We start from the raw sequence: 23,739 nt of genomic DNA on the forward strand, positions 1-23,739 counted from the left end.
GTTCTCTAGGCCATGCTGATCGTCCGAAGTGAGTCATGCCCGCACTGGCATCAGCGCTGACCTCGTCCCTGTCCTGCGCACCGGCTCTGACCGTGCCCGACCCCGCTGGTGGGTTGCCCGCGGTGCTCGCTGGTCTGCCTGATCCACGGGCACGGCGAGGTGTCCGGCACCGGCTGGCGGTCGTGGTGACCGCGGCGGTGTGCGCTGTGGTGGCCGCCTACCGCTCGTACGCCGCGATCGCCGAGTGGGTCGCCGACGTGCCGGCCGCGACGGCTCTCACATTGGGCATGACGCCCAATAGGCGCCCGTCGGAGGCGATGATCCGTCGGCTGTTGCAGGCCATGGACCCGCAACTGTCCGCGGCGATCAGTGTCTGGCTCGCCCGCCGGGCTGCCGCCGCAACCTCGACGACCGGCCGGGCCATCGCCGTCGACGGCAAGGGCCTGCGCGGCTCCCGCAGCACCGACAACACCGCCCGACACGTCCTCGCAGCCTGCGACCAGAACACCGGCGTGGTCCTGGGCAGCATCGACGTCAACGGCAAGAGCAACGAGATCACCCGATTTCAGCCGCTGCTCGATCAGATCAGCGACCCGCGCGACACCGTGATCACCGCCGACGCCCTGCACTGCCAGCGTGAGCCCGTCACCTATCTCGCCGAACGCGGCGCCCACTGGATCCTGACCGTCAAGGGCAACCAGCCCCACCTGCACGCCCAACTCACCGCACTGCCCGGCCTGGACCAGGTAGACGATCGCGGCCAGGATGGCCCGGTCATCAGCCCGCCGTTTTCCACCACCCTGCAGCCGGAGCGCAGGGGCGGGATCAACGGCTGCGTGGCCTGCCAGAAGTCGTCCGGAGCCCAGGAAGACGTCGATGATCTGCTGCGTACGCTTCGCGCTCTTCGCGTACGTGCCGCGATCGGATCGCCGGGCCACGGACCTCCCATTCCGTTCGGTCGATGTCGATGAGGTCGCCCGCTCGCACCCGCCTCCGACGCATCGTATGCGGATCACGACACATCACCTGCCGCCCCACGGGCCCCCGACATCCCGCCATCTTCAAAATATCCGTACGGATATTTCTGTGCTACGGTCTCGTCCATGTAGCGCAGATCCTCGCGGCGCCGTCGACGAACGAACGGAGCGAGAATGTCGTCCTACCCGAGATCGCATGCCGACCAGGCGCGACTGGCCCACGCGAACGACCCGACGTGGTGGCGACAGGCAGTCGTCTACCAGGTCTATCCCCGCAGCTTCGCGGACTCGAACGGCGACGGGATCGGCGACCTTCGCGGAGTGCTGTCCCGCGTGCCGTACCTCGCATCGCTCGATATCGACGCCGTCTGGCTGAGCCCGTTCTACCCGTCCGCACTGACCGACGGCGGCTACGACGTCGACCACTACCGTGACGTGGATCCGAGGCTCGGGACCCTGGACGACTTCGACGCACTCGTCGATCAACTCCACCGGCACGGCATTAAGATCATCATCGACATCGTCCCCAATCACAGCTCCGACCGTCACGCGTGGTTCCAGGAAGCGCTCGCGGGCGGACGCGGCTCCAGCGCCCGCGAGCGCTACATCTTCCGAGAAGGTCGGGGAGAGCACGGCGAACTGCCTCCGACGGACTGGGCAGCGCTCTTCGGCGGGTCCGCCTGGACGTGCGTGGATGACGGGCAGTGGTATCTGGGCCTGTTCACCCCTCACCAGCCCGACTGGAACTGGAACAATGCGGATGTCCGGGAGGATTTCCTACGCACTCTGCGTTTTTGGGGCGACCGCAGAGTGGACGGCTTCCGCGTCGACGTCGCGATGGGCCTCGCCAAGGACCTGCGCGATCCCCTCCCGAGCTGGGAGATGATCGCACCGGGTCTGGCGATCCTAAAAGGTCTCGTCTTCGAAGACCCGTTCGAAGAGGGACAGCATCCGCTCTTCGACCGCGACGAGGTCCACGACATCTACGCCGACTGGCGCGCCGTCTTCGACAGCTACTCGCCACCGTTGTTCGCCGTCGCCGAGGCGTGGGTGGCGCCGCACCGACGCGTTCGCTACGCCAGCGCGGAGAGCCTCGGACAGGCCTTCAACTTCGATCTGTTGACCGCGCCCTGGAGCCCACTTGGTCAAGATGGTGTGAGACACCCCGTGTGAGTGGGGTGCTGACCTGAGGGCGGGGATCGGAGATCCTTGTGTACGTGTCCACTTCATCTGGCAAGGAGTCGGCGTCCGGTGGCGGGGCTGATCCGGCGCCGAAGCCGTCGCGGCGGGTTTTCAGCCCGGAGTACAAGCTCGCGATGGTCGCCGAGTACGAGAGCGCCGCGAACGGGGAGAAAGGCGCGATCCTGCGCCGGGAGGGCTTGTACTCATCGCACATCATTGAATGGACGCGAGCCCGCGACGCCGGGCAACTCGGCAACGGAGGCGCCGAGAAAACGGACGCCGCCACGACTGTGGCCGGGGCGCGAGTGAAGAAGTCCGCGGAACAGATCGAATTGGAGAAGCTGCGCCGGCAGAACGAGAAACTGCAGGCGGATCTGAAGAAGACCCGTATGGCGTTGGATATTATGGGAAAAGCGCACGCGCTCTTGGAAGAACTCTCCGAGAGCGCGGACGACGACAGCCCGCCGAAGAGATCCTGACCGCCGTGTTCGGCGAGTTGCGCGACGCGGATATCTCGGTGCAGCGGGCGTGCGCGCTGACTGGGACCTCGCGGGCGACCTACTATCGGCGGGCGAAGCCGGTCGGACCGCGGCACGGGCCGTGGCTGCCGCGGACCCCGCCGCCGCAAGCGCTCAGCACGGCCGAACGTGACCGGGTGCTGGCGGTGTTGAACTCGCCGGTATACGCCGACCTGGCGATCCCGCAGGTCTGGGCCCGGGAACTCGATGCGGGCAGGTACCACTGCTCGATGTCCACGATGTATCGCATCGCCCGGGCGGCCGGGCAGAGCCGGGAACGACGCCGGCTGGCGACTCATCCACCCCGGGTGCGTCCAGAGCTGGTCGCGACCGGGCCCGGTCAGGTGTGGTCCTGGGACATCACCGCGTTGAAAGGACCCGTCAAAGGCGTCTGGTACAGATGTTACGTCGTTATTGACATCTACTCACGTTACGTCACCGGCTGGCTCGTCGCCGCCGGTGAGGACGCGATCGTGGCCCGTGTCTTCCTGGCCGACGCGATCAGCCGTAACGGGATCGAGCCGCACACCATCCACGCCGACCGTGGCGGCGCCATGGTGTCGAAGCCGGTATCGGAAATGCTCGTCGACCTCGGAGTCCTACGTTCGCATTCCCGGCCTCGGACCTCGAACGACAACCCGTACTCCGAAGCTCAGTTCAAGACGATGAAATACGTGCCGGACTTCCCGGATAGGTTCGGATCCCTCGCTGACGCGAGAGCCTTCTGTGACGCCTTCTTCACCGCCTACAATCACGAGCATCGGCATTCCGGGATCGGCTGGCACACTCCGGCGTCGGTGCACTACGGCACCGCCGAGCAAATCCGTGAGCAACGCCAACGCGCCCTCGACGCGGCCCACGCCGCCCACCCGGACCGGTTCAACCGCCGGCCGCGCGCACCGAAACTGCCCGACCAGGCCTGGATCAACCAGCCGACCCAGAAGGAACAGACCGTCTCAGTTTGACTTGACAACTACCGGTACGCCAGTTCGCGCTGTCCCCGATGGGCAGGTGAGTGGCGGCGTCGCAGTCGTAGGAGCCGACCCGGACAATTACGAGAGATCGAAGGGGGCGGGGAAGTGGCCTTCCCAGATCTGGCGGGATGCCTGTTCGGGGTAGGGCAGAGTCTTCGACTCGGTGTCCAGGACGCGGGTGAGGTGCCCGCCGGGCCGGTGAGCGGACCAGCCCGCGTCGCCGGTGGTGACGAAGCGGACCCATGCCTCCTGGAGTTCGCGGGAGAGCGCGACGGCCTCGGGAGTGGGCTCCCCGCCGATGAGCTGGGTGCCGACGGGGCTGTCCAGCGTGCCGAACGCCAGGGGCACGTCGAGGCTGTGGCAGGCGCCCAGGATGCCGCCGAGGGCCGGGGCAACCCAGCACAGTTCGAACAGGTATGAGGTGCCGCCGGCTGCGGCGTTCGCCTCGGCCAGCTTCTGTGACGGCATGCGGAAGAGGGCGTCGGAGTACACCGTCTCCACCAACTCCTCCGGGCCTGCCTGCGGGAACGCGGCACGGTAGGCCCGCGCGCCGTCCGGCTGCGGGGCGTGCAGTTCCAGGGCTGCGTGGGCGTCCTCCTCGGCGAAGGTGCCGTACCGTCCGCTCATGACGCTGAAGTACCGGAATTCGTCCCGGGTGTGGCCGACGAGCAGTTCGGTCCCGCTCGCGCGCGCGCCGGTCAGCGCGGGCCAGGGCGTTTCCGGGAGGACCTCGCCGTCGACGACGGGGCACAGCGCGGTGCCGGTCTCCGTGAGGCGTCCCCAACTCTCCCGGTGCGCGTGGAGGCCGGCGTTGAAGGAGGTGAGCGCGGCGGCCAGGTGCCATGGGTCGATGTCGCGCAGGGCCTCGGCGGTGGGGGCCGCCGCGCCGAGCCGGTCCGCGAACGCGGCGGTGACCTGCCGTGCCAGCGCGGGGGTGCTGTGCAGCCCCGGCACCGAATGGGCGATGGCCCGCCGGAACAGGCCGCGCGCGGACTTCATCGTCAGCAGGGCCGCGACCGAGCCCGCCCCGGCGGACACCCCGCCCACGGTGACCCGGCCGGGGTCGCCTCCGAAGGCGGCGATGTTGCGCTGCACCCACTCCAGCGCCGCGATCTGGTCGAGGAATCCGCGGTTGGGCGGCACGTCGTCGAGGAACGCGAATCCCTCCGCGCCCACGCGGCAGTTGATGGTCACCACGACGACTCCCGCCTCGGCCAGCGCTGCCGGGTCGTACATCGGGTCGCTCGACGCCGCCGAGAGGTAGCCGCCCACGGGGATCCACACCAGCACCGGCAGTCCCGCCGCGCCGGGATCCGGAGTGCCGACGTTGAGCGTCAGCCAGTCGGTGCCCTGCGGCGGCACGTCGATCGGCAGGGACAGCGGCACCACGGGGCCGAACTCGACCGCCTGCCTCGTCCCCTCCCAGCGGTGCGGCGGCGCGGGCGCGGCGAATCGGAGCGCTCCGACCGGGGGCTGGGCGTAGGGGATGCCGCGGAACACCGCGTGCCCCTGCCGCCGGCGCCCCTGCACCACGCCTTCCGTGGTCCGTACCCTTGGCTGTTCGCACATGACGATTCCTTCCCTCGAGTGGAACCCAGGATTATGGGTCAGTTGTATTATGTCAACCGTATTGGAACAGTCCCGGGTACGAGGGAAGGGCCGGCGATGCCGAAACAGGTGGACCACCGCGGACGCCGCGAAGCGATCGCCCGCGCACTGTGGCGGGTGGTGGAGCAGCGCGGCGTCACACAGCTGACGATGCGCGTGGTCGCGCAGGAGGCGGGCATGTCACTCGGGCAGCTGCAGCACTACTTCGCCTCCCGGACCGCCATGCTCTCCTTCGCCATGGACTTCGCGTCCGAGCAGACCTCGGTGCGCGTACACCACGGGCTCGAAAAGCTCGGCGACCGTCCGCACCCCCGTGACGTGCTGCGACTGACGCTCGCGGAAATGCTCCCCCTGCACGCCGACGCCCGCGCGACCAGCCGGATGAGCGCCACCTACGCCCTGGAGGCGCTGCACGACGAGGCCGTGCACGAGCAGGCGCGCCGCGGCCTCGTCCAAGGGCGGGCCCTCGTCGAGCAGTTGGTCCGCCAGGCGATCGCCGACGGGCACATCGACTCCGGCCGCGACCCGGCGACCGAGACCAACCTGCTCCTCGCCCTCACCGGCTTCACCTCCCTGATCGAACTCGACGTGATCGGGCCCCAGGACGCGCTCGCCGCGATCGACGTACATCTGGACCGGCTGTTCAGGAGCACATGACCTGTCCCCGGACACGGGGGCAGGTGGTGTCGGTCGTCGCCGGTCGCTCGTGAGTCGATCCGTCACCTTTGACCCCGGGATCTTGTTTTCCCGCGAGCCCTAACTTAGGGTGCCCTTAGTTACCCCCTATAACTCGCGGTGGAGGTGCAGTGGCGCGCGTAGGCGAACGTCGACGCCGGATCGGGGTTTACGACATCGTGCGGGTCGGTCGCGATCTCGGGATGGACGCCCTCAGCGTCAAGGCCGTCGCCGTCGAGCTTGGGGTCAGCCCGACCGCGCTCTACCGCTACGTCGACGGGCGGTGGGCGCTCGAACAACTCGTCGGGGAGAGCATCCTCGCCGAGCTAACCCTGACCGACGACCCCTCACACGGCATCGAGCGGCACCTGCTCTCGTTCGCGCTGCAACTGCGGGCCTTCACCCATATCCACCCGGGCATAGCCAGCTACCTGCAGACACTCTTCCCCCGTGGCGACTCCGGGCGGCGGGTGCTCGCCGACGAGGTCGCCGCGCTCGTCCGGCGTGGCTACGCCCCGGACGCGGCGATCGTCGTCTGCGGGGCGGTCGCCTCGATGACGATCGCGCTCGCGGCGTCCGAGGAGGTCAGCATCGCGGCCGAGAACGAGGACGCCGACGGCCTCGACCGGGAGCGTCTGTCGGCGGTCACCCACCTCGCCGTCGACGACCGCCTCGGGCCGGCGCACCTTGCCCTGCCCCAGTTCGCGCGTCCCGAGTACGTACGGCTGCTGCTCACCGGCGCGATCCGTGGCCTGGTCCACGTCGCGCCGCCCGGCCGGCCGGTCCATGAGATCGTCGCGGACCTCGCCGCGACCGGAGAGGAACTTTGATGGGCAGACGCGGATTCCAGGGTGCGGTCATGCGCAGCTTCGGCGCCCGTGACCATGAGTCGACCGTGGTCGGGCGGGAGCAGCGTGCGCCGAACCTGGTGCGCATCCGGCTGATCTCGCCGACGCTCTTCGACGAGGTGGAGGTCTTCCCCACAGCCTGGCTTCGGTTCTGGTTCCCCGACCCGGACGGTGGTGAGACCGAGCACCAACGCGCCTACACGATCGCCGAGGCGGATACGTCGACCGGCGAGTTCGCCATCGACATGGTGCTGCACGAGCCCGCCGGCGCCGCGTCCACCTGGGCGCAGAACGCCCAGCCGGGATGGACCGTCATGGCGACCTCGCTCGGCTCGTCCCGGTTCGAGGTGCCGGAGGACCTGCCTGCCGGCTACCTGCTGATCGGCGACTCGGCGTCGATCCCGGCGATCAACGGCATTCTCGGCGCGCTCCCCGCCGATGTCCCGGTGGAGGTGTACCTCGAGCAGCACGACGAGGCGGACCTGCTCATCCCGCTCGCCACCCACCCGCGGGCACGTGTCCACTGGGTGCCGCGCGCCGGAGGGGCCTCGCTGGCCGGGGCGATCGAGGCACGTGACTGGTCGGACTGGTATGCCTGGCTCGGCACCGAACACGTCTCCCTCAAGCACCTGCGGACCCGGCTGAAGGACGAGTTCGGGTTCCCGAAGTCGGAGGTGTACGGCCAGTCGTACTGGATCTACGGCCGTTCCATGGGCAAGTGGCGCGCCAGCAAGGAGGAACGGGCGGCTGTCCGGGCGGCGGAGGCGGCCACCGCCTCCCCCGCCGACACGCCCGCCGACCGAGCGTCGTTGGTAGCCTCGGCCGCACCCGTCGTGGACGGGGCCGGCGCGACGACGGCCCCGACAGCACCGGCCGAGTCCGTGCATTCGGACACGGCCGACCCGGACGTGCGGGGCGCCTGGCGGGCCCAGGCCGCCGGACGACTCCTTGCGCCGCTCAAGCGCACCCTCATCCTGGCCGGGGTGTTGCAGGCGGTGGTGACCCTGGTGGAGTTCGCCCCGTTCGTGCTGCTGGTCGAGCTGGCCCGGCGGATGCTGGCCGGCGCGCCGGACCACGCGCTGTGGACGATCGGGCTGTGGGCGGTCGCCCTGCTCGGCGTGGGCACTCTGCTCAGCGGCGCACTCACCCTGTGGCTGCACCTCGTCGACGCCCGCTTCGCGCGAGGCGTGCGGCAGCGACTGCTCGGCAAACTGGCCCGGCTGCCGCTCGGCTGGTTCACCGCCCGCGGCTCCGGCCACGTCAAGCAGGTGGTGCAGGACGACACCCTGGCCGTGCACTACCTGGTGACCCACGCCGTCCCCGACGCCGTCGCCGCGATCGTGGCGCCGCTGGCCGTGCTCGGTTACCTCTTCGTGGTCGACTGGCGGATGGCGTTGCTGCTGTTCGTACCGGTGCTGGTCTACGTGTTCACCATGTACGCGATGATCGTCCAATCCGGACCCAGGATCAGCCAATCCCAGCGGTGGGCGGAGCGGATGTCCGGCGAGGCCGGCGCCTACCTGGAGGGACAGCCGGTGATCCGGGTCTTCGGTGGGGCTGCCGCGTCGACGTTCCGCGCCCGGCTCGACGAGTACATCCAGTTCCTCAACGACTGGCAGCGGCCGTTCACCAACAAGAAAACGTTGATGGATCTCACGACCCGGCCGGGGACGTTCCTGCTCGTCATCGCCGCCGCCGGCACCGCCTTCGTCGCCGGCGGATCGATGGAGCCGGTGACGCTGCTGCCGTTCCTGCTGTTGGGAACCACGTTCGGCGCCCGGCTGCTCGGCATCGGCTACGGGCTGAGCGGGCTACGCGCCGGACTGCTCGCCGCCCGCCGCGTACAGAACACCATCGACGGCCCCGAACTGCGGACCGCCGCGGAGGACGCCCACGCCGCCCCAGCGGAGGTCGATGTCATCGGAGACGGCGACTCCACCCGCCACCGCGCCGGGACCGTCACCTTCGACCGGGTCACGTTCTCCTACCGGCCCGGCGTGCCGGTGATCTCCGACGTCTCGCTCGTCCTCACCCCCGGCACCGTGACCGCGCTCGTCGGCCCGTCCGGATCGGGCAAGTCGACGCTGGCCGCACTGCTCGCCCGGTTCTACGACGTCGACTCCGGCGCGATCCGGGTCGACGGTCGCGACGTGCGCGACCTCGGCGTCGACGCGCTGTACGAGCGGGTCGGCTTCGTGTTCCAGCAGACGCAACTGGTGCACGGCACGGTGCACGACAACATCGCCCTCGCCGTGCCGGACGCGACCCGTGAGCAGGTCGTCGACGCGGCCCGAGCGGCGCACATCCACGATCGCGTCCAACGCATGGCCGACGGGTACGACACCGTCCTCGGACCCGACGCGGCACTGTCCGGCGGGGAGCGCCAGCGCCTCACCATCGCCCGCGCGATCCTCGCCGACACCCCGGTCCTCGTCCTCGACGAGGCGACCGCCTACGCCGACCCCGAATCGGAGTACCTCGTGCAACAGGCCCTCAACCGGCTCACCGCCGACCGCACCGTGCTCGTCATCGCCCACCGGCTGCACACCATTACCGGCGTCGACCGGATCGTGGTGCTCGACGAGGGACGCATCGCCGAGACCGGCACCCACGACGAACTCCTCGCGGCCGGCGGCCGGTACCGGCGGCTCTGGGACGCCGGACAGGGACGCAGTGCCGACGACGCCGCGACCGACCCGGACGGGCAGCCGCGTCCGGCCGGTCAGTCGTTCGAGATCGAGGGGGCGGCCCGATGATCCGTACCCTGGTGCGTCTGCTGCCTCCCGACCAGCGTCGCCGGGCCGCCGGCCACACCGCCCTGACCGTCGTCGGCGTCATCCTGCGCGCGGTCGGCGCGGTGCTGCTGGTGCCGCTCGTCGCTGCCCTGTTCGGCCCCGACCCCGGACGGGCGTGGCCGTGGGTGGGTGCCCTGACCGCGGTAACCGTCGTGGGATGGGTCGTCGACGCGAGTGTCGCCCGGATCGGCTTCGACCTCGGGTACGGGCTGCTCAACAACGCCCAGCACACGATCGCCGACCGGCTCACCCGGATCCAGCTGACCTGGTTCACCGCCGACAACACCGCCACCGCCCGGCAGGCGATCGCGGCGACCGGCCCGGACCTGTTCGGCATCATCGTCTACCTGGTCACCCCGCTGATCGGCGCGATCGCCCTGCCCGTCATCATCGGGCTGGCGCTGCTCGCCATCTCCGTACCGCTCGGGCTTGCCGCACTGGCCGGGGTGCCGGTGCTGCTCGGCGCGTTCTGGGCGGCCGGGCGGATCACCCGGGCCGCGGACCGCACCGCAGGTGAACGCAACACCTCGCTGACCGAGCGGATCGTCGAGTTCGCCCGCAACCAGCAAGCCTTGCGGGCGGCCCGGCGCGCCGAGCCAGCCCGCAGTGTCGTCGGCGCCACGCTGGAATCCCAGCACGGTGCGGCCATGCGGCTGGTGCTCATGCAGATCCCGGGGCAGTTGCTGTTCAGCCTCGCAAGCCAGATCGCCCTGGTGCTGCTGGCCGGCACCACGACGGTGCTTGCGGTGCGGGGCGACCTCGGCATCCCGGAGGCGATCGCGCTGATCGTCGTCATCGCACGCTACCTGGAGCCGTTCGCCGCGCTCGGCGGCCTCTCCCCCGGCATTGAGACCGCCACGACGACCCTGCGTCGGATGCACGCCGTCCTGAACGCACCGGTCCCGACCGGGGGCACGGCGGACGGGTCCGTGCCGACCGGGGCGCCCCGGATCCGGCTGGACGCAGTGGAATTCCGCTACGACCCGGACGGCCCACCCGTCCTCGACGGCCTGGACCTGACCTTCGAACCGGGGAGCACCACCGCGATCGTCGGCCCTTCCGGATCGGGCAAGAGCACCGTCCTGGCGCTGCTCGCAGGGCTGCACACACCGTCGAGCGGAGCCATCCGCATCGGCGACGCCGACGTCGCCACCCTGGATCCGGATGCCAGGCGCCGGTTGGTCAGCGTGGTCTTCCAACACCCGTACCTGTTCGGCGGCACGGTCCGGGACAACATCCTCGCCGGCGACACCTCGGCCGACGCTGACCGCGTCGCCCTGGCCGCGGCGTTGGCCCGTGTCGACGAGTTGACCGCCCGGCTGCCCGACGGGGAGGAGACCGTCGTCGGCGAGGCCGGCACCGCCCTGTCCGGCGGCGAACGGCAACGGGTGAGCATCGCACGGGCACTGCTCAAGCCCGCACCGGTGCTACTGCTGGACGAGGCCACCAGCGCCCTGGACACCGAGAACGAAATCGCGGTCGTCCGGGCGCTCACCGACGACCCAGTGCCGCGCACCCGGGTCATCGTCACCCACCGGCCCGGCAGCATCCGCCACGCCGACCGGGTCGTCCTGATCGAGAACGGGCGCGTCATCGAGGACGGGCCCGTCGACGAACTGCTCGCCGCAGGTGGCCGGTTCGCCCAGTTCTGGCAGCAGCAGGAGTCGGTAGCCGGGTGGCGCATCGCGGCGGGCCGCACCGCCGCCTGATTCCGCCGCGGCGCCGGCGCACTCACCGCCGCCACCGGCGGGCCAACCGGGCCATCTCGTCGAGCAGGTCATGACTTGGTGAGGGCGGGCGTCGCGGAACTTCGACGACTTCGTGCCGGCGGCCATCGGTGGCGGTGATCGCGATACGGCGCGGCTTGGATGTCTCGGCATCAACATGCAGATGGGGGGCGATCTCGCCGGCCACACCAAGACCTGAAACCGTTACCAGACGGGCTTTTGCGCGAGATCGGAAAGGGCATCCGGCGAGGAGGGGACCAACCTGCGCGAGCCTGGTCAGGGCTGGAGTTGTGTGGGTATCGCTCCGTTGGTCTGGAGCATGTCGCGGGCGGCTTTGATGGCGTCGGGGGTGGTGGGAAGGACCCGGCCGGCGTTGTCGAGCCGGGTGAGTACGCCGAGGGCTTGCAGTGGCCGGTGGTGGCCGTCGCGGATGCCGGAGACGTAGACGGTGATGCCGCGCCCCTCGAGTTTTTCGATGGCGTCCTTGAGGATGAGCGCGCCTGAGGCGTCGATGGTGGTCACTCGGGACATGCGGAGAATGACCACCGAGACGTCTGCGACGTCGGCCAGTTCGAGCAGGAAGCGGTGGGCGGCGGCGAAGAACAGGGGGCCGTCGATCCGGTAGGCGACGATGTGTTCGGTGAGCAGTTTGTGTTCGGCTTCGCCGTGCGCGTCGGGCAGGTCCGGTGTCACGTCGACCTGGTCGAGGCGGGCGTCCTTGGCCACGGCCCGCAGGGCGAGGGTGCCGGCGACGATCAGGCCGATGATCACGGCGTAGACCAGGTCCAGGGCAACTGTCGCGGCAGCGGTGAGGACCAGGACCACGGCGTCGGATCGGGTGGCGCGGGCCATTGCCTTGAGGCTTCCGACCTCGACCATGCGGATCGCGGTGGCGATCAGTACGCCGGCCAGGGCCGCGAGTGGGACACGGGAGACCAGCGGCGCCGCGGCGAGGACGATGAGCGCTAGTATCGCAGCGTGGGTGAGTGCGGCCAGACGGGAGCTGGCTCCGGAGCGCACGTTCACGGCGGTACGGGCGATGGCGCCGGTGGCCGGAACCCCGCCGAACAGCGGAGCCGCGATGTTGGCCAGTCCTTGGCCGAACAGTTCACGGTCGGGGTCGTGGCGTTGCTCGACCGTCATGCCGTCGGCCACGGACGCCGACAGCAGGGACTCCAGAGCCGCGAGGGTCGCGACGGCAAGAGCCGGCGCCAGCAGCGCGGTGAGCGTGTCCGGATCGAGGAACCCCAGGGACGGCGCGGGCAGGCCGGCGGGTAGGGCGCCGATCGTCTGCGCATCCAGCTCGAGAGCCTCGGTCACGATCGTCGCGGCGATGACGGCGAGAATGGAGAACGGGATGGCGGGCTTCCATCTCGCACCGAGAAGCATCACCGCGGCCACACCGACGGTGATGCCGGCCGGCGCCCAGTTCGGGGCGCCGACGAATCCTCGCATGGCGTGCCAGGTGGCCAGCAGGATCTGGTCGGCTTCCGGCTTGGGGACGCCGAGTGCGTTGGGAATCTGTTGCAGGCCGATCACACAGGCGATCCCGAACGTGAATCCCTCGACCACCGGCGCCGGGACGTACCGCATGTAGCGGCCGGCTCTGGCGAACGCGAGCGCGACCAGCAGCAGCCCGGCCAGCAACCCGACGGTCAGCACCCCGGTGGCGCCGTACTGAGCGGTGATCGGCACCAGGACGACCGTCATGGCCCCGGTCGGCCCGGAGACCTGCAGGTTCGATCCGCCGAACACCGCGGCGACAGCACCCGCGACGATCGCGGTCGCCAGTCCCGCTTCCGCACCCATTCCCGAGGCGACCCCGAAGCCGAGGGCGAGCGGAAGCGCGACCACGGCCACCGTGAGTCCGGCCAGCAGGTCGCGGCGCGGCTGACGGCGTATCGCTGCCAGGTCTGCGCGACCGGGTAGCAGGGACCTGACCTGACGCCAGGACCTGCCGATCGGCTTCACTTCGCGTCGGCTCCGACTTGCCGTAGCTCCTCAAGAAGCTCGTTCTGACCGGCGAGCATCTCGGTGAGGATCCGCCGCGCGGCTCGCATCAGGTCGGCGACGTCCCCACCGGCCAAGGCGTAGACGACGGTGGAGCCCTGGCGGCTGGCTGTGACGATGCCCGACCGGCGAAGCACCGCCAACTGCTGCGACAGGTTCGGAGGCTCGACGTCGATGGCGGCCAGCAGGTCCCGCACCGGCATGGGCCGTTCCTGCAGCAGCTCCAGGACCCGGATCCGGACCGGATGACCCAGCATCCGGAAGAACTCGGCCTTGGCCTGATAGAGCGGAACCGGCATGCCACCTCGATCACTGAAACCTGATCACTGAAACCCCCACCGCCGAAGCACTGCCGCCCGACGCTCCCACATCGTGCATCAAGTTGCGAAATTATGCAATTGCTAATTCGATCCGGACGGGGATGCGACCCCCACCGACAACTCCCCTGGCCGCTGGGCGATCGAGACGAGAGCCTCATCGACGCCGCGAACCCCACCTCGACCACTTGACACGTCAGAGGGACCTCGGCCCGGTCGGCCCGGTCCTCCTCCACCAGGCCGTCCGGGTTTCCGCTCAACAGTTCGGGGCGACCGTGCCGGACGATCCGGTGTGGACGAACCCGTCGGAGACGTACCGGCCGTCGCCGATCTTGTCCCAGATGTCGGTCCAGTACTGGTAGACGTCGCTCCAGACCCGGGTGCCCCGGGTCTGGCAGATGATCTGCACGGTCGCGCCGTGGGCGACGGTGCCGACCACGGCGTACGAGGTGCCGGGGCCGGACCGCACGTTCAGTGCGTCGCCGCCGGTGTTGACCGTGCCGTAGACCCCGCCACCGGGGTTGCCGACCCCCTCGCGGGCCTCGGCGAGGTAGTTGCGGTAGGCGCCGTTGGTGTAGGTCGCCCACGCGGTCCAGCCGGACCAGCCCCAGATGTCGTGGGCGGCACGGGCGTTGCAGTACAACTCGTAGGCGCAGGCGTCGCTGACCCAGGCGTGGTAGCAGTTGTTGATCTGCCAGCCGCCGCGGTCGAGCGAGCCGTTGGGGCAGCCGGCGGTCGGGCCGTTGCGGTTCTGGGCGCCGGCGGTGCACCAGGACTCGGCCAGGGCGACGGCGACCGCGACGACCAGGTTCTCGCCGGTCCAGCCGGCCGCACGGGCCGGCTGGGCGCAGCGTACGGAACGGGCGCTGGCCTGCGTGCCCACGCCGTCCCCGGTCCGGGCACCGGCCGCGACCGGCTCCGGCCCGGCCGGGCTCGCCGCGGCCGGGCCGGCCACGGTCAGGTTCAGCCCGAGTACGGCCACCAGCGCGACCACGGTACGGATCACGCGGCCCACGCGTACCACCCCCTCATGTAGTCCAGTGTGTAGGCGGTGTTCTTGCCGTCCCAGCTCCCGTCGGTGCCGGCGCCGTACGGGTCGTTGACGTAGACCCGGCCGTCGTCGAGGTAGCCGGTGATCAGGGCGATGTGGCCGTACCTGCCGTAGGCGAAGTTGCCGCTGACGACGACCATCAGGTTGGCGTCGATCTTGGACTTGATCCAGGACCAGGTGACATTGCCGGTCTCGGCGACCGTGTACGAGACGTGCCGGTCGAGGTAGTCCCGCAGCCAGTGGTGCAGGGTGCCGACGCTCGGAGTGTCCACCAGCCAGCCGTACGCGCCGGCGAAGTAGTTCCAGTTCGGGTCCGGGGCCACCGCGTCGTAGGTGGTGCCGTAGGCGGTGTACCGGTGGGTGATGTATCCGCCGTACGGTGACCAGTGCCGTGACGGGGTACTGACGTAGTAGCCGTTCTGGTTGGCGAGTTGGTAGCCGGCGAGGTCCATGACCACGCTGGTCGGCCCGCAGGCGGAGTTGCCGTTGAAGTTGTCGGCGGTGTCCCAGAGCTGGTGGATGAAGGTCGACGAGACGATCTTCGCCTGTACGCCGGCACCGCCGGTGGTTGCGGTGCCGGTGCCCTTCCCGCCGCTGGTGACGGTGGCCGTCGTGGGGGTGGCGGCGGCGTCGAGGTGCGCGGCGGTCACCGCGTCGGTGGCGTCCACGATCCGCACCCCGAGGCGTTCGGAGGCCAGCCGCAGTCCGGTGCCGGCGAATCCGTCGAGGCGGTAGTTGGCGGTGATGCCGGCGACGACACGTTCGATACCGCCCGTCTTCAGGTCGCGGACGTAGACGCCGTTCAGGTCGTCGAGCCGTTGCAGCGCCCGACCCCGGCTGGCCGCCTTCTCGTCCGGGGAGACACAGCCCTGGATGGCGTACGCGACCCGCCCGTCGCCGCTCCACACCGCCTCGCGGTAGGAGTCGGTGGTGGTGCCGGTCCGGGTCAGCGTCGTACCGTGCTCGTCGGCGAGCAGCAGGCTGGCGGAGGTGCCGGCGCACGGGTAGACGTGGTCGGCGACGATCGCGCTCACCCGCACCGCCCCGCCGACCGTCACGGTGCGCAGGTCGCGGTAGACGGTGCCGCCGGTGCTGGCCAGTACGGTGCGGTGGGTGCCGGTGGCCAGGTCGACCCGGCTCAGTGACGGCCCGGACCCAGGCCCGGCCAGCCGGTGGGTGACCAGCGCCGCCCCGCCGGTGCCCCAGCCGAGCAGTTGTACGTCGCTGCCGGTGAGCCGGGCGACGGCGCGGTCCGGGCCGGCACCTTCCGCCGGGCGCAGCCGCAACTGCCCGGAGTCGGTGCCGGCCAGGACGTAGCCGAGCCGGCCGTCCGTGGTGTACGCGGCGGAGGTTACCCGGCCGGCGGCGACCCGGGTGAGCCGTCCGCTGTCGACGTCGAGGGCGAGCAGGCCGGCTCCGTACCGGCCGTCGAAGTCGGTGATGACGGCGGCGTGTCTTCCGGTCGGGTCGAGCACGGCCCGTACCGAGAAGCCGGGGTCGCTGACCGCGACCGTGGCGCGGGTGACGCCGTCGACGCGGACGTCGTAGCCGGCGGCGGTCCGTACGGTGTGGATGCCGTGGTCAGCGGGGGCGGCCGGCACGCCGCCGGCCGTGGCCGGCGGCGTGCCGGTGGTGGCCAACGCCGCCGCGCAGAGTCCGGCGAGCAGGATCGGGCGGACTGCCCGCGAGCCGCGTCCGGGTGGTCGGGGTGGGGACATGTGCGTCTCCTTCGCAGGTTGGTCGGGGCTCCCGGCCGGGAGCGCCGCCGGCCGGGAGCGGGTTCACCCGATCTGGTCCGGTGCCCGGGGTTCGAGCCCGAGTGCCTCGCGCAGGTCCTGGGCGAGGGCGGTCGGGTCGGCGAACCGGCTCTGCCGTACCAGCAGTGCCGTGGAGACCGGGAAAAGGTTGCCGGCCTCCCGCATGAGTTCGGCCGTGCCAGCCCCGGCTGGGCGGTCGGGGCCGAGAACCCGATCGGCGGTCGGGTCGTCGAGGACGTAGACCCAGACCCGGTAGGCGCTCGGGTCGTCGGTCAGCCCCGGACCGGCCAGTACGGTGCGGTCGTACCGCTCGGGCAGGGCCGGTGCGGGGCAGCCGAGGTGGACCGCGGTCGCCGGGTCGTACCCGAACCGGCCGTAGGCACCGGACCAGCCTGGCGCCTGGCGGGCCCGGTCCAGGGCGGTGAGCAGGACGGTCCGGACGCTGTCCGGCGCGTCCGAACGCGGTCCGGCCTCGACACACATCCGCAGGTCCGACCGGGTGGTGACGAGTAGTCCGCTGGCGGTGTCGAGGTGGGCGTGGTCGGCGTGGTCGTGGCCGCTGTCGCGGCCTGTCGCCGCCACCGCGATCCCGCCGGCGATCAGCGCCGCCACGACCGCCCCGGTCAGCACGGTCAGGAGTCGGGTGGGTGGAAAGCGCCGGTCCACGGTCAGCCCATCAGGTTCCGTACGGACTGGAAGTCCGATGGGCTCGGATACCAGTTGGTCCAGTTGCCGCAGCCGTAGCCGACGATCGTGCTGTGCATGAGGCTCGGCGGGTTGCAGACGCCGTTGTCGTCGGTCAGGCCGAAGACGTGCCCGAACTCGTGGTTGATGAACGCCCGACCGGTGTTGTCGAGCCGGCCGCCGGAGCTGAAGACCAGGTAGACGTATGCCCACCGGCTGTCGTAGTGGCCGTGGGTGGCGTTCCACACCGGGTTGTCGTGGACGACGCAGTTGTAGTAGTTGGCCGGGCCGCCGCACCGGCCGCTCCAGTCCCAGGCGTAGTGGACCTCGATCTCGATGGTGTTCCGGGTCGCGGCGGGGTACGAGCTGCAGTGGCTGTCGGTCGGCCACAGGTCGATCCGCCACTCGCCGAGGCCGTCCCAGACCCTGCCGGATCCCATCTGCGTCAGGGTCTGGTTCACGAAGGAGCGGGCGGCGGCGTGGCTGACCTTGGACGTGTCCCGCGACTCGACGCAGAACTGCTCGTCGTAGGTGCCGGCGGCGGAGCCGGCGGTGGCGAAGTGCATGTTGTGCAGGTGCCGCTGCGAGCTGGGGTTCGGGTGGGACGCGGCGGCCGGGCCGGCTGGTACGAGCAGCGCGGCGACCAGCACGGCGAGCCATACGGCCGGAACCCAGGCGGGTAGCGGGGCACGTCGGTCGGACATCGACGTTCTCCTTTCGACGGGGGTGTCGTGGAGTGTTCCGGGCACCGTTCTACGGCTGGTATATGCGCACCTGATCGCTATGCTTCGATGCCATGGAGGATCGGCTGCGGTTCGGTCTCCTCGGCCCCGTACAGGCGTGGGCCGGCGACCGGCCGGTCGTGCTCGGACCACCGATGCAGCGTGCGGTCCTGGCCGCGCTGCTCCTGCACGCCAACCGGGTCACCTCGGTCGACGAGCTCGTCGACCTGCTGTGGGAAGCCGGGCCGCCACGCACCGCCCGCAAGAACGTCCAGTTGTACGTGTGGCGCCTACGCAAGCTTCTCGGCGACCGCCTGGTGTCGAGCCCGCCCGGCTACCGGATCGCGGTCGACCCGGCCGACCTGGACCTCACCCGGTTCGAGGACCTGCTCCGCGCGGCCCGGACGTCCGTCCGGGCCGGCCGTTGCGAGCGGGCCGGCGCGCTGTACCGGTCGGCGCTGGACCTGTGGCGCGGCGAGCCGCTGGCCGACGTCGCCGGGATCGGCACCTTCGGCGCCGGCGCCGCCCGGCTGGACCGGTTACGCCTGGCGGCGTACGAGGAGTACGTCGACGTGGAACTCGACCTGGACCGGCACCAGGCGGTGTTGCCACTGCTCGACGACCTGGTCACCCGCTATCCGCTGCACGAACGGTTCGCCGAGCAACAGGTGACGACGCTGCACCACCTCGGCCGGCGGGGTGCGGCCGTCGACGCGTACCTGCGGTGCCGCCGGACGCTCGCCGACGAACTCGGGCTGCGGCCCGGCCCGGTCCTACAACGCCTCGGTGAACTGGCCCGGGGCCCGGCCGACCCGCCAGCCCCGGGCCCCCGAGGGTCGGCGCTGCGGGAGTTGCCGCACACCGTCGCCGCATTCGTCGGCCGCCAGCGGGAACTCGGCGTCCTGCGCGAACGGCTCACCGACCGCCGGGGACCGGCGATCCCGCTGTGCGTGGTCACCGGACCGGCCGGGGTCGGCAAGTCGGCCCTGGCCATACGGGCAGCTCACCAGGTCGCCGACGCCTTCCCCGACGGCCAGTTGTACGCCGACCTGCGTGGCGCCACCGCCGGCCTGCAGCCGGCCGCGCCGATCGACGTACTCGGCCGGTTCCTGCGGGTGCTCGGGGTGGCGGACAACGCGGTCCCCGCCGAGGTGGCCGAGGCGTCGGCCCGCCTGCGGTCGCTGCTGGCCGACCGGCGGCTGCTCCTGGTCCTCGACAACGCCCACGACGCTGCCCAGGTACGACCCCTGATCCCGGCCGGTACCCGCTGCGCGGTCCTGGTCACCTCCCGGCGCAACCTGGTCGACGTCGACGGTGCCGGCCACCTGGAACTCGACGTGCTCACCGACGCCGACGCCGTCGAACTACTCGTCCGGCTTGCCGGCGGCCCCCGGGTCGCCGCGGAGGCCGACACCGCCGCGCTGCTGGTCCGCCGGCTCGGCGGCCTGCCGCTCGCGATCCGGATCGCCGGTGCCCGGCTCGCCGCCCGGCCGAACTGGACGCTGGCCACGCTCGCCGACCGGCTGCACGACGAACGGCGCCGGCTGCACGAACTGCGCCTGGGCGACATCGCGGTACGGACCAGTTTCCTCGTCAGCTACCAGCACCTGGCCGACCCGATGGCGACCCGGCTGTTCCGGCTACTCGGTGCCGTCGACGGACCGGACGTCACCGCACCGGTCGCCGCGGTGCTGCTGGACGTCGACCCGCCGCAGGCCCTGGACGCGCTCGACGAACTCGTCGACGCCCGGCTACTCGACGAGACCGCGACCGGGCGCTACGCCATGCACGACCTGATCCGGCTCTTCGCCCGCGAACGCGCCGGCGACGAACCACCCGCCGACCGGGACGCGGCCGTGGACCGGATGCTGGCCCACCACCTCGACCTGACCCGACACGCGTTGGGCCTGCTGCGGCCCGGCACCCGTACACCCCCGATCACCGGCCCGCCGCGCTTCGTCGACGCGGACACGGCGCTGGCCTGGCTGACCACCGAGCGGACGAACCTGGTGGCGGCCACCGTGCAGGCCGCCGGCTCGACGGCACACGCCCGCCACGGCGCCGACCTGGCCGACAGCCTGTTCCTCTTCTTCGAGATGTCCGGGCACGTGGCGGACTGGCTCACCGTCGACCGGGCCGGCATCGACGCGGCCGTCCGACTCGGTGACCGGGTGACCGAGGCCCGCCTGCGGCACGACCTCGCGGTCGCGTACTTCTATTTGCACCGCCCCGACGAGGCGGCCCGGCATCTGGAGCACAGCCTGCTGGTCAGCCGGGCCGCCGGCGACGACGAGGGCCGGGCCAGGGCGCTGAACCAGTTCGGTGTGCTGCACGGGATGGCCGGCGACTACGAACGGGCCGCCGAGTTCTTCAAGGACAGCCTGCGGCTGCGCCGCAAGCTCGGTGACGAGCGGTCCTGTGCCGCGGCCCAGGGCAACATCGGCATGGCCTACCGCCTCGCCGGACGCCTGGAGGAGTCGGTGCGGCACTGCCGGGCGGCGGCGAGCCTGGCCCGGCGGGCCGCCGCCCCCGAGGTGGAGGTGAACGCGCTGGGCAATCTCGGTGAGGTGCAGTGCATGCTGGGCCGCTACAGTTCGGCGCTGCGGTACCTGCGGCGCAGCCTGGCCATCGCCGGGGTGCCGGCCAACGAGCGCAACCGGGGCAGCATCATGGGCACCCTCGCCGACGCCTACCTCGGCGCGGGACGACCCGGTCCGGCGATCAGATACGCGGAACTTGCCGTCGAGGCCATGCGCCGGGCGGACTTCCGGCACGGCGAGGCGCTCGCGCTGCGCCGGGCCGGCCGGATGCTGTGCGCCCACGGCGATCCGGGACGCGGGATAGAACAGTTGCGGCTCGCCCTGGCCCTGTTCACCGACCTGAAGCTACCCGAAGCGGCCGAGGTACGCGCCGAACTACGTGCGGCCCGGCCGATCCGGCCGTAACCCGGCGCCGGGCATGGGCTGCGTCCGCCGCTGCCGGACGCTGACGCAGGCTACCGCGACAGCAGCCAGTTCCGCACCGCACTGGATGGGACGTCGCTTACGTCATGCAGGTCAACGGCGACGCCCCAAGACCGTGGCCACCCTCATCAAGCAGGAAACCGGCACCAAAAGCGCCGCGGCACAGCCCGGACACTCCAGCGAAGAGGTCACCCACACCTACTACATCGCCAAGCCCCTCCAAGCACCCGACGTCTCCGACGTACTCGAACGCCTCGGCGCCGCCCCGGACGGACAACACACACCCGCACCGCACGACGATGCACACCGATGACAAACCCGGTTGCCGCCCCGGGTAATCGGGGGGTATTCGGGGGGCGATTCAAAGCTTCATAGAAGAAAGCCAAAGCCCTGACCAGCATTTCCGCTGGTCAGGGCTTTCTTTTTGTCGGGACGGCCGGATTCGAACCGACGACCCCTTGACCCCCAGGCAACCAACCCGGGGCGTTGAGCTAGAGCAAGACCTCACCCCACCTGCAGCGCCGATCCCCCACCGTCCACCGCTGTCCGTCGGCGCACACCTCGATCGTCACTCAGTTAGTCACCCATCCTCTCGCTCGCCTCTCCACGCGCCCCGCCCAAGCAAGCCTGCGCCACCTGCTCCTCATCGGCGAAATCAAGACTCAGCTTCGACAGACACCGATTCGCAACAGATCTCGCTCGTCATCCGTAGCAAGCCTACCTATGTAGAGCTACTGCTATCGTGCTCGTGTGCAGATCACTCTGACGGTGCTGAAGGTGCTAACAGCCCTTCTCGAAGATCCATTGGCTGAGCGGTACGGCCTTGATCTCATGAAGGAGACGGGCCTACCGTCCGGAACCCTCTATCCAATCTTGGCCCGCCTAGAAAGTGCGGGATGGCTCAAGGCGGAGAAGGAGATGCCACCCCCAATCGGGCGACCACGTCGACGCTACTACCGCCTGACCGCAGAGGGCACCATCCAAGCTCGACTTGCCCGCGCTGAGGCATTAAGGGAACTGGGCGAAAAGAAGCCAAGCACGGCTATCCCGCTGCGACCCCAGGGACAGTTGGCGTGAGCAGTCTTCTAGTTGCGGTTATCTCTTGCCTCGCCATCATTATCGCCACAACCGCGAGCGGCTTGATAGTAAAAGAGCTTGAGGGGTGGTTCGACATCATCCCGAATCTGCTACTAAAGGTCGCTCGGCGGCGACTACCATCCCATCTCCGCGTGGAACTGTACGAGGAGTGGTCGGCAGAACTCCATATAGCTCTTCATGCCGCCTCCACCAGACCGATCTCACGCTTGTTTCTAGGAGTCAGGTATGCAACTGGTCTTCTATGGGCAGCTCGCCGCGTGGGCAGAGAGCTAAGCGCCACAAGCAGAGAAACCGACGACTTGACGGTAGACCAGCTTGCCAGATTCGAAATTTTTGCCGCCGATACTACACCAACAGAATACCATTTCGCCCTCGTCCGCGAGGGAAGCATGTCCCGACGCCAGCATCTCATACGCGTCCCCCGTTCGACCGCAGACAATCTACCGGCAATGCTTGTTCTACTAATCGCGTCCCTCGAGGACCCCGCCGACCCATACGAATTGAGGCGATTGCTGCTCATCAAGTAGGTCTAGCGCCATCCCGTCTGCCGTCGACCCGCCCACCGTGGGAGCGGGCCGCCGCCCCGGCCCGCCATGACAAGCGGACCTTGACGGCTCGTACGGGCGCTGGCGGGTCGGGGTGGTGGTCTGCTCGGCTTGCCCGGGTCGATGGCGGGCGGGATGGCCCGCCGCAACCACCCACGGACCGCGACCCGCCGACGGCGGCCGGGCATCCCGGAGCCCGAGCGCCCCCGCCGGAGGCGCAGTAACCGCAACCCCGCACGGCCCGGCCCCCGCCCCGTCGACGCCGGCCGGGTCGTCGGGCGCGTCGGCCTGGTCCCGGTCGTGGCCGGCTGCCGGCCGGCGCACCCCAACCACTACACAACCTCGTGCCGTCGTCGCGGCCCGCTTGGGCCTTCCGCTTCCGCGCCAGCCGTCGGGCGTGTTGCGTGGCCGGAGTCGGAGCGCCAGCGGAGCGACGGACGCGCGCCCAGACGGCGGCGCGTGCGGCCCGTCTCGGGCCGCCTTGAAGACGTACAGAAACTTTGCACGTCTCGAACGGCAGCCGGGTGTCCGGTCTCGGGACCTGCGTGACACTGGGTCTGTTCGGGTGATGGAAAGCAACCTGACGGACAGGTTGTCTCCTGGCAGGGTGAGCTGGTGCCGGATATGGACCCGACAGAGGCGGAGTACCTCCGTCAGATAGAACTCCTTGCCAATGGCGTCGTCAATCGGGCGCTGGACGAGGGTTGGCTGAGCTTTGCTCCCGATCCTGACGATGCGACACCCCTGCATCGCGCCGTCAACGAGCTGGCCCGCCAGTTGCGGCATTACCACTTCGAGGATGACGGCTGCGTCGACCCCGATGCCCCACTTGTCAGCCTAGCCGGGGCTCTCCTGGTTCGTCCCAACAGCGTTATGAGCGAGCAGGAGTACACCGACATTTGCGAACGCCTAGGCGTTGAGGCACGGCCACAGGGGTGGGCGTTGTGGCACACCTGGGATAAGAAAGGCCGACGAATCACCATGGTCACCACTAGGATTAGCACCACTGAAGGAATGCTGCTGGTCTGGTCGAAAGGCAGCCACCTCATGCCCGCCAAACCGCCACGCGCTGCGGTCGCAGCCACAGTCAAGGGATGGCTTGGACCAGCGGTCCGATCTCCCGACTACGCGGCCGAGACGGGCGTAACGGAAGCCGCCGCCGCTTCCGTGTCACCGCGCTCGCCAGGTGGGTCCATAACGACCCCATCGAGCAACGGGCAGGAGGGCATTCGGCCGGATGTGTCGCCCACCTCCTGAGACCGGCAGCCGGCAGCCGGCCATAACCTCG

21 protein-coding genes are annotated in these 23,739 nt (G+C 70.1%); 13 read left to right on the forward strand and 8 right to left on the reverse strand.

Features of this window, described 5'->3' with window-relative positions; all coding sequences use genetic code 11:
* Nucleotides 1–35 precede the first annotated feature (35 nt).
* The 4 genes from QCD66_RS23760 to QCD66_RS23775 all read left to right on the forward strand — a co-directional run bounded on the left by QCD66_RS23760 (nucleotide 36) and on the right by QCD66_RS23775 (nucleotide 3,642).
* On the forward strand, nucleotides 36–971 hold the full coding sequence (locus QCD66_RS23760) for an ISAs1 family transposase (RefSeq protein ID WP_375736831.1): 936 nt from the start codon (nucleotides 36–38) through the stop codon (nucleotides 969–971).
* A gap of 180 nt (nucleotides 972–1,151) precedes the next feature.
* A complete protein-coding gene (locus QCD66_RS23765; RefSeq protein WP_375736832.1) occupies nucleotides 1,152–2,150 on the forward strand; it encodes an alpha-amylase family glycosyl hydrolase in 999 nt (332 codons plus the stop codon).
* A gap of 44 nt (nucleotides 2,151–2,194) precedes the next feature.
* Nucleotides 2,195–2,638: a hypothetical protein gene (locus tag QCD66_RS23770; RefSeq protein WP_407566786.1), complete on the forward strand. Its 444-nt coding sequence runs from the start codon at nucleotides 2,195–2,197 to the stop codon at nucleotides 2,636–2,638.
* 5 nt (nucleotides 2,639–2,643) lie between these two features.
* Complete coding sequence (locus QCD66_RS23775) at nucleotides 2,644–3,642, forward strand: IS3 family transposase (RefSeq protein ID WP_407566787.1); 999 nt, start codon at nucleotides 2,644–2,646, stop codon at nucleotides 3,640–3,642.
* Nucleotides 3,643–3,729: 87 nt separating this feature from the next.
* Here the strand turns inward: QCD66_RS23775 and QCD66_RS23780 are convergent, their stop codons facing one another.
* Complete coding sequence (locus tag QCD66_RS23780; RefSeq protein ID WP_407566788.1) at nucleotides 3,730–5,220, reverse strand: carboxylesterase/lipase family protein; 1,491 nt, start codon at nucleotides 5,218–5,220, stop codon at nucleotides 3,730–3,732.
* A gap of 96 nt (nucleotides 5,221–5,316) precedes the next feature.
* Here QCD66_RS23780 and QCD66_RS23785 point away from each other — a divergent pair, with 96 nt between their 5' ends.
* From QCD66_RS23785 to QCD66_RS23800, 4 genes are all read left to right on the forward strand, one after another.
* The gene (locus tag QCD66_RS23785) at nucleotides 5,317–5,916 is read left to right on the forward strand and encodes a TetR/AcrR family transcriptional regulator (protein ID WP_375735732.1); all 600 of its coding nucleotides are present in this window, start codon (nucleotides 5,317–5,319) and stop codon (nucleotides 5,914–5,916) included.
* A 221-nt stretch (nucleotides 5,917–6,137) separates the two neighbouring features.
* Nucleotides 6,138–6,764 carry a hypothetical protein gene (locus QCD66_RS23790; RefSeq protein ID WP_364221269.1) on the forward strand — a complete coding sequence of 209 codons (627 nt, stop codon included), beginning with the start codon at nucleotides 6,138–6,140 and terminating at the stop codon, nucleotides 6,762–6,764.
* Nucleotides 6,764–9,538 carry an ABC transporter ATP-binding protein/permease gene (locus tag QCD66_RS23795; RefSeq protein ID WP_375735731.1) on the forward strand — a complete coding sequence of 925 codons (2,775 nt, stop codon included), beginning with the start codon at nucleotides 6,764–6,766 and terminating at the stop codon, nucleotides 9,536–9,538. The genes QCD66_RS23790 and QCD66_RS23795 overlap by 1 nt, the downstream gene beginning before the upstream one ends.
* Complete coding sequence (locus QCD66_RS23800; RefSeq protein ID WP_375735730.1) at nucleotides 9,535–11,286, forward strand: ABC transporter ATP-binding protein; 1,752 nt, start codon at nucleotides 9,535–9,537, stop codon at nucleotides 11,284–11,286. The genes QCD66_RS23795 and QCD66_RS23800 overlap by 4 nt, the downstream gene beginning before the upstream one ends.
* Before the next feature lie 22 nt (nucleotides 11,287–11,308).
* Here QCD66_RS23800 and QCD66_RS23805 read toward each other — a convergent pair whose 3' ends face one another.
* The 7 genes from QCD66_RS23805 to QCD66_RS23835 all read right to left on the reverse strand — a co-directional run bounded on the left by QCD66_RS23805 (nucleotide 11,309) and on the right by QCD66_RS23835 (nucleotide 17,827).
* The gene (locus QCD66_RS23805) at nucleotides 11,309–11,491 is read right to left on the reverse strand and encodes a hypothetical protein (protein ID WP_375735729.1); all 183 of its coding nucleotides are present in this window, start codon (nucleotides 11,489–11,491) and stop codon (nucleotides 11,309–11,311) included.
* Nucleotides 11,492–11,580: 89 nt separating this feature from the next.
* Complete coding sequence (locus QCD66_RS23810; protein WP_375735728.1) at nucleotides 11,581–13,275, reverse strand: SulP family inorganic anion transporter; 1,695 nt, start codon at nucleotides 13,273–13,275, stop codon at nucleotides 11,581–11,583.
* Entirely contained in the window at nucleotides 13,272–13,613 is a 342-nt protein-coding gene (locus tag QCD66_RS23815) for a metalloregulator ArsR/SmtB family transcription factor (protein ID WP_357543784.1), read from the reverse strand. The genes QCD66_RS23810 and QCD66_RS23815 overlap by 4 nt, the downstream gene beginning before the upstream one ends.
* Before the next feature lie 274 nt (nucleotides 13,614–13,887).
* Entirely contained in the window at nucleotides 13,888–14,646 is a 759-nt protein-coding gene (locus QCD66_RS23820; protein WP_375735727.1) for an SH3 domain-containing protein, read from the reverse strand.
* On the reverse strand, nucleotides 14,634–16,400 hold the full coding sequence (locus QCD66_RS23825; RefSeq protein ID WP_375735726.1) for a C39 family peptidase: 1,767 nt from the start codon (nucleotides 16,398–16,400) through the stop codon (nucleotides 14,634–14,636). The genes QCD66_RS23820 and QCD66_RS23825 overlap by 13 nt, the downstream gene beginning before the upstream one ends.
* A gap of 63 nt (nucleotides 16,401–16,463) precedes the next feature.
* Nucleotides 16,464–17,105, reverse strand: a complete 642-nt coding sequence (locus QCD66_RS23830; protein ID WP_364221245.1) for a hypothetical protein — start codon at nucleotides 17,103–17,105, stop codon at nucleotides 16,464–16,466.
* Between the two features lie 2 nt (nucleotides 17,106–17,107).
* A complete protein-coding gene (locus tag QCD66_RS23835) occupies nucleotides 17,108–17,827 on the reverse strand; it encodes a hypothetical protein (RefSeq protein WP_375735725.1) in 720 nt (239 codons plus the stop codon).
* Between the two features lie 92 nt (nucleotides 17,828–17,919).
* Here QCD66_RS23835 and QCD66_RS23840 point away from each other — a divergent pair, with 92 nt between their 5' ends.
* The 5 genes from QCD66_RS23840 (at nucleotide 17,920) to QCD66_RS23860 (ending at nucleotide 23,708) form a co-directional block, all read left to right on the forward strand.
* Complete coding sequence (locus QCD66_RS23840) at nucleotides 17,920–20,790, forward strand: BTAD domain-containing putative transcriptional regulator (protein WP_375735724.1); 2,871 nt, start codon at nucleotides 17,920–17,922, stop codon at nucleotides 20,788–20,790.
* 133 nt (nucleotides 20,791–20,923) lie between these two features.
* Entirely contained in the window at nucleotides 20,924–21,121 is a 198-nt protein-coding gene (locus QCD66_RS23845) for an integrase (protein ID WP_375735723.1), read from the forward strand.
* Between the two features lie 437 nt (nucleotides 21,122–21,558).
* A complete protein-coding gene (locus QCD66_RS23850; protein WP_375735722.1) occupies nucleotides 21,559–21,885 on the forward strand; it encodes a PadR family transcriptional regulator in 327 nt (108 codons plus the stop codon).
* Nucleotides 21,882–22,433, forward strand: coding sequence for a hypothetical protein (locus tag QCD66_RS23855; protein ID WP_375735721.1), 552 nt, complete (start codon nucleotides 21,882–21,884; stop codon nucleotides 22,431–22,433). The genes QCD66_RS23850 and QCD66_RS23855 overlap by 4 nt, the downstream gene beginning before the upstream one ends.
* Before the next feature lie 633 nt (nucleotides 22,434–23,066).
* Nucleotides 23,067–23,708 carry a hypothetical protein gene (locus QCD66_RS23860; RefSeq protein WP_375735720.1) on the forward strand — a complete coding sequence of 214 codons (642 nt, stop codon included), beginning with the start codon at nucleotides 23,067–23,069 and terminating at the stop codon, nucleotides 23,706–23,708.
* Nucleotides 23,709–23,739: the final 31 nt, after the last annotated feature.

The sequence above is a fragment of the Polymorphospora sp. A560 genome, from assembly GCF_045781765.1.
GTDB classification, from domain to species: Bacteria; Actinomycetota; Actinomycetes; order Mycobacteriales; family Micromonosporaceae; genus Polymorphospora; species Polymorphospora lycopeni.

What these genes read in the sequence shown, in the direction of transcription:
- QCD66_RS23760 (WP_375736831.1), top strand. Translation starts at nt 36, where the DNA reads ATGCCCGCACTGGCATCAGCGCTGACCTCGTCCCTGTCCTGCGCACCG.
- QCD66_RS23800 (WP_375735730.1), top strand. Translation starts at nt 9,535, where the DNA reads ATGATCCGTACCCTGGTGCGTCTGCTGCCTCCCGACCAGCGTCGCCGG.
- QCD66_RS23825 (WP_375735726.1), bottom strand. Translation starts at nt 16,400, where the DNA reads ATGTCCCCACCCCGACCACCCGGACGCGGCTCGCGGGCAGTCCGCCCG.
- QCD66_RS23815 (WP_357543784.1), bottom strand. Translation starts at nt 13,613, where the DNA reads ATGCCGGTTCCGCTCTATCAGGCCAAGGCCGAGTTCTTCCGGATGCTG.
- QCD66_RS23790 (WP_364221269.1), top strand. Translation starts at nt 6,138, where the DNA reads ATGGACGCCCTCAGCGTCAAGGCCGTCGCCGTCGAGCTTGGGGTCAGC.
- QCD66_RS23835 (WP_375735725.1), bottom strand. Translation starts at nt 17,827, where the DNA reads ATGTCCGACCGACGTGCCCCGCTACCCGCCTGGGTTCCGGCCGTATGG.
- QCD66_RS23840 (WP_375735724.1), top strand. Translation starts at nt 17,920, where the DNA reads ATGGAGGATCGGCTGCGGTTCGGTCTCCTCGGCCCCGTACAGGCGTGG.
- QCD66_RS23765 (WP_375736832.1), top strand. Translation starts at nt 1,152, where the DNA reads ATGTCGTCCTACCCGAGATCGCATGCCGACCAGGCGCGACTGGCCCAC.
- QCD66_RS23795 (WP_375735731.1), top strand. Translation starts at nt 6,764, where the DNA reads ATGGGCAGACGCGGATTCCAGGGTGCGGTCATGCGCAGCTTCGGCGCC.
- QCD66_RS23780 (WP_407566788.1), bottom strand. Translation starts at nt 5,220, where the DNA reads ATGTGCGAACAGCCAAGGGTACGGACCACGGAAGGCGTGGTGCAGGGG.
- QCD66_RS23785 (WP_375735732.1), top strand. Translation starts at nt 5,317, where the DNA reads ATGCCGAAACAGGTGGACCACCGCGGACGCCGCGAAGCGATCGCCCGC.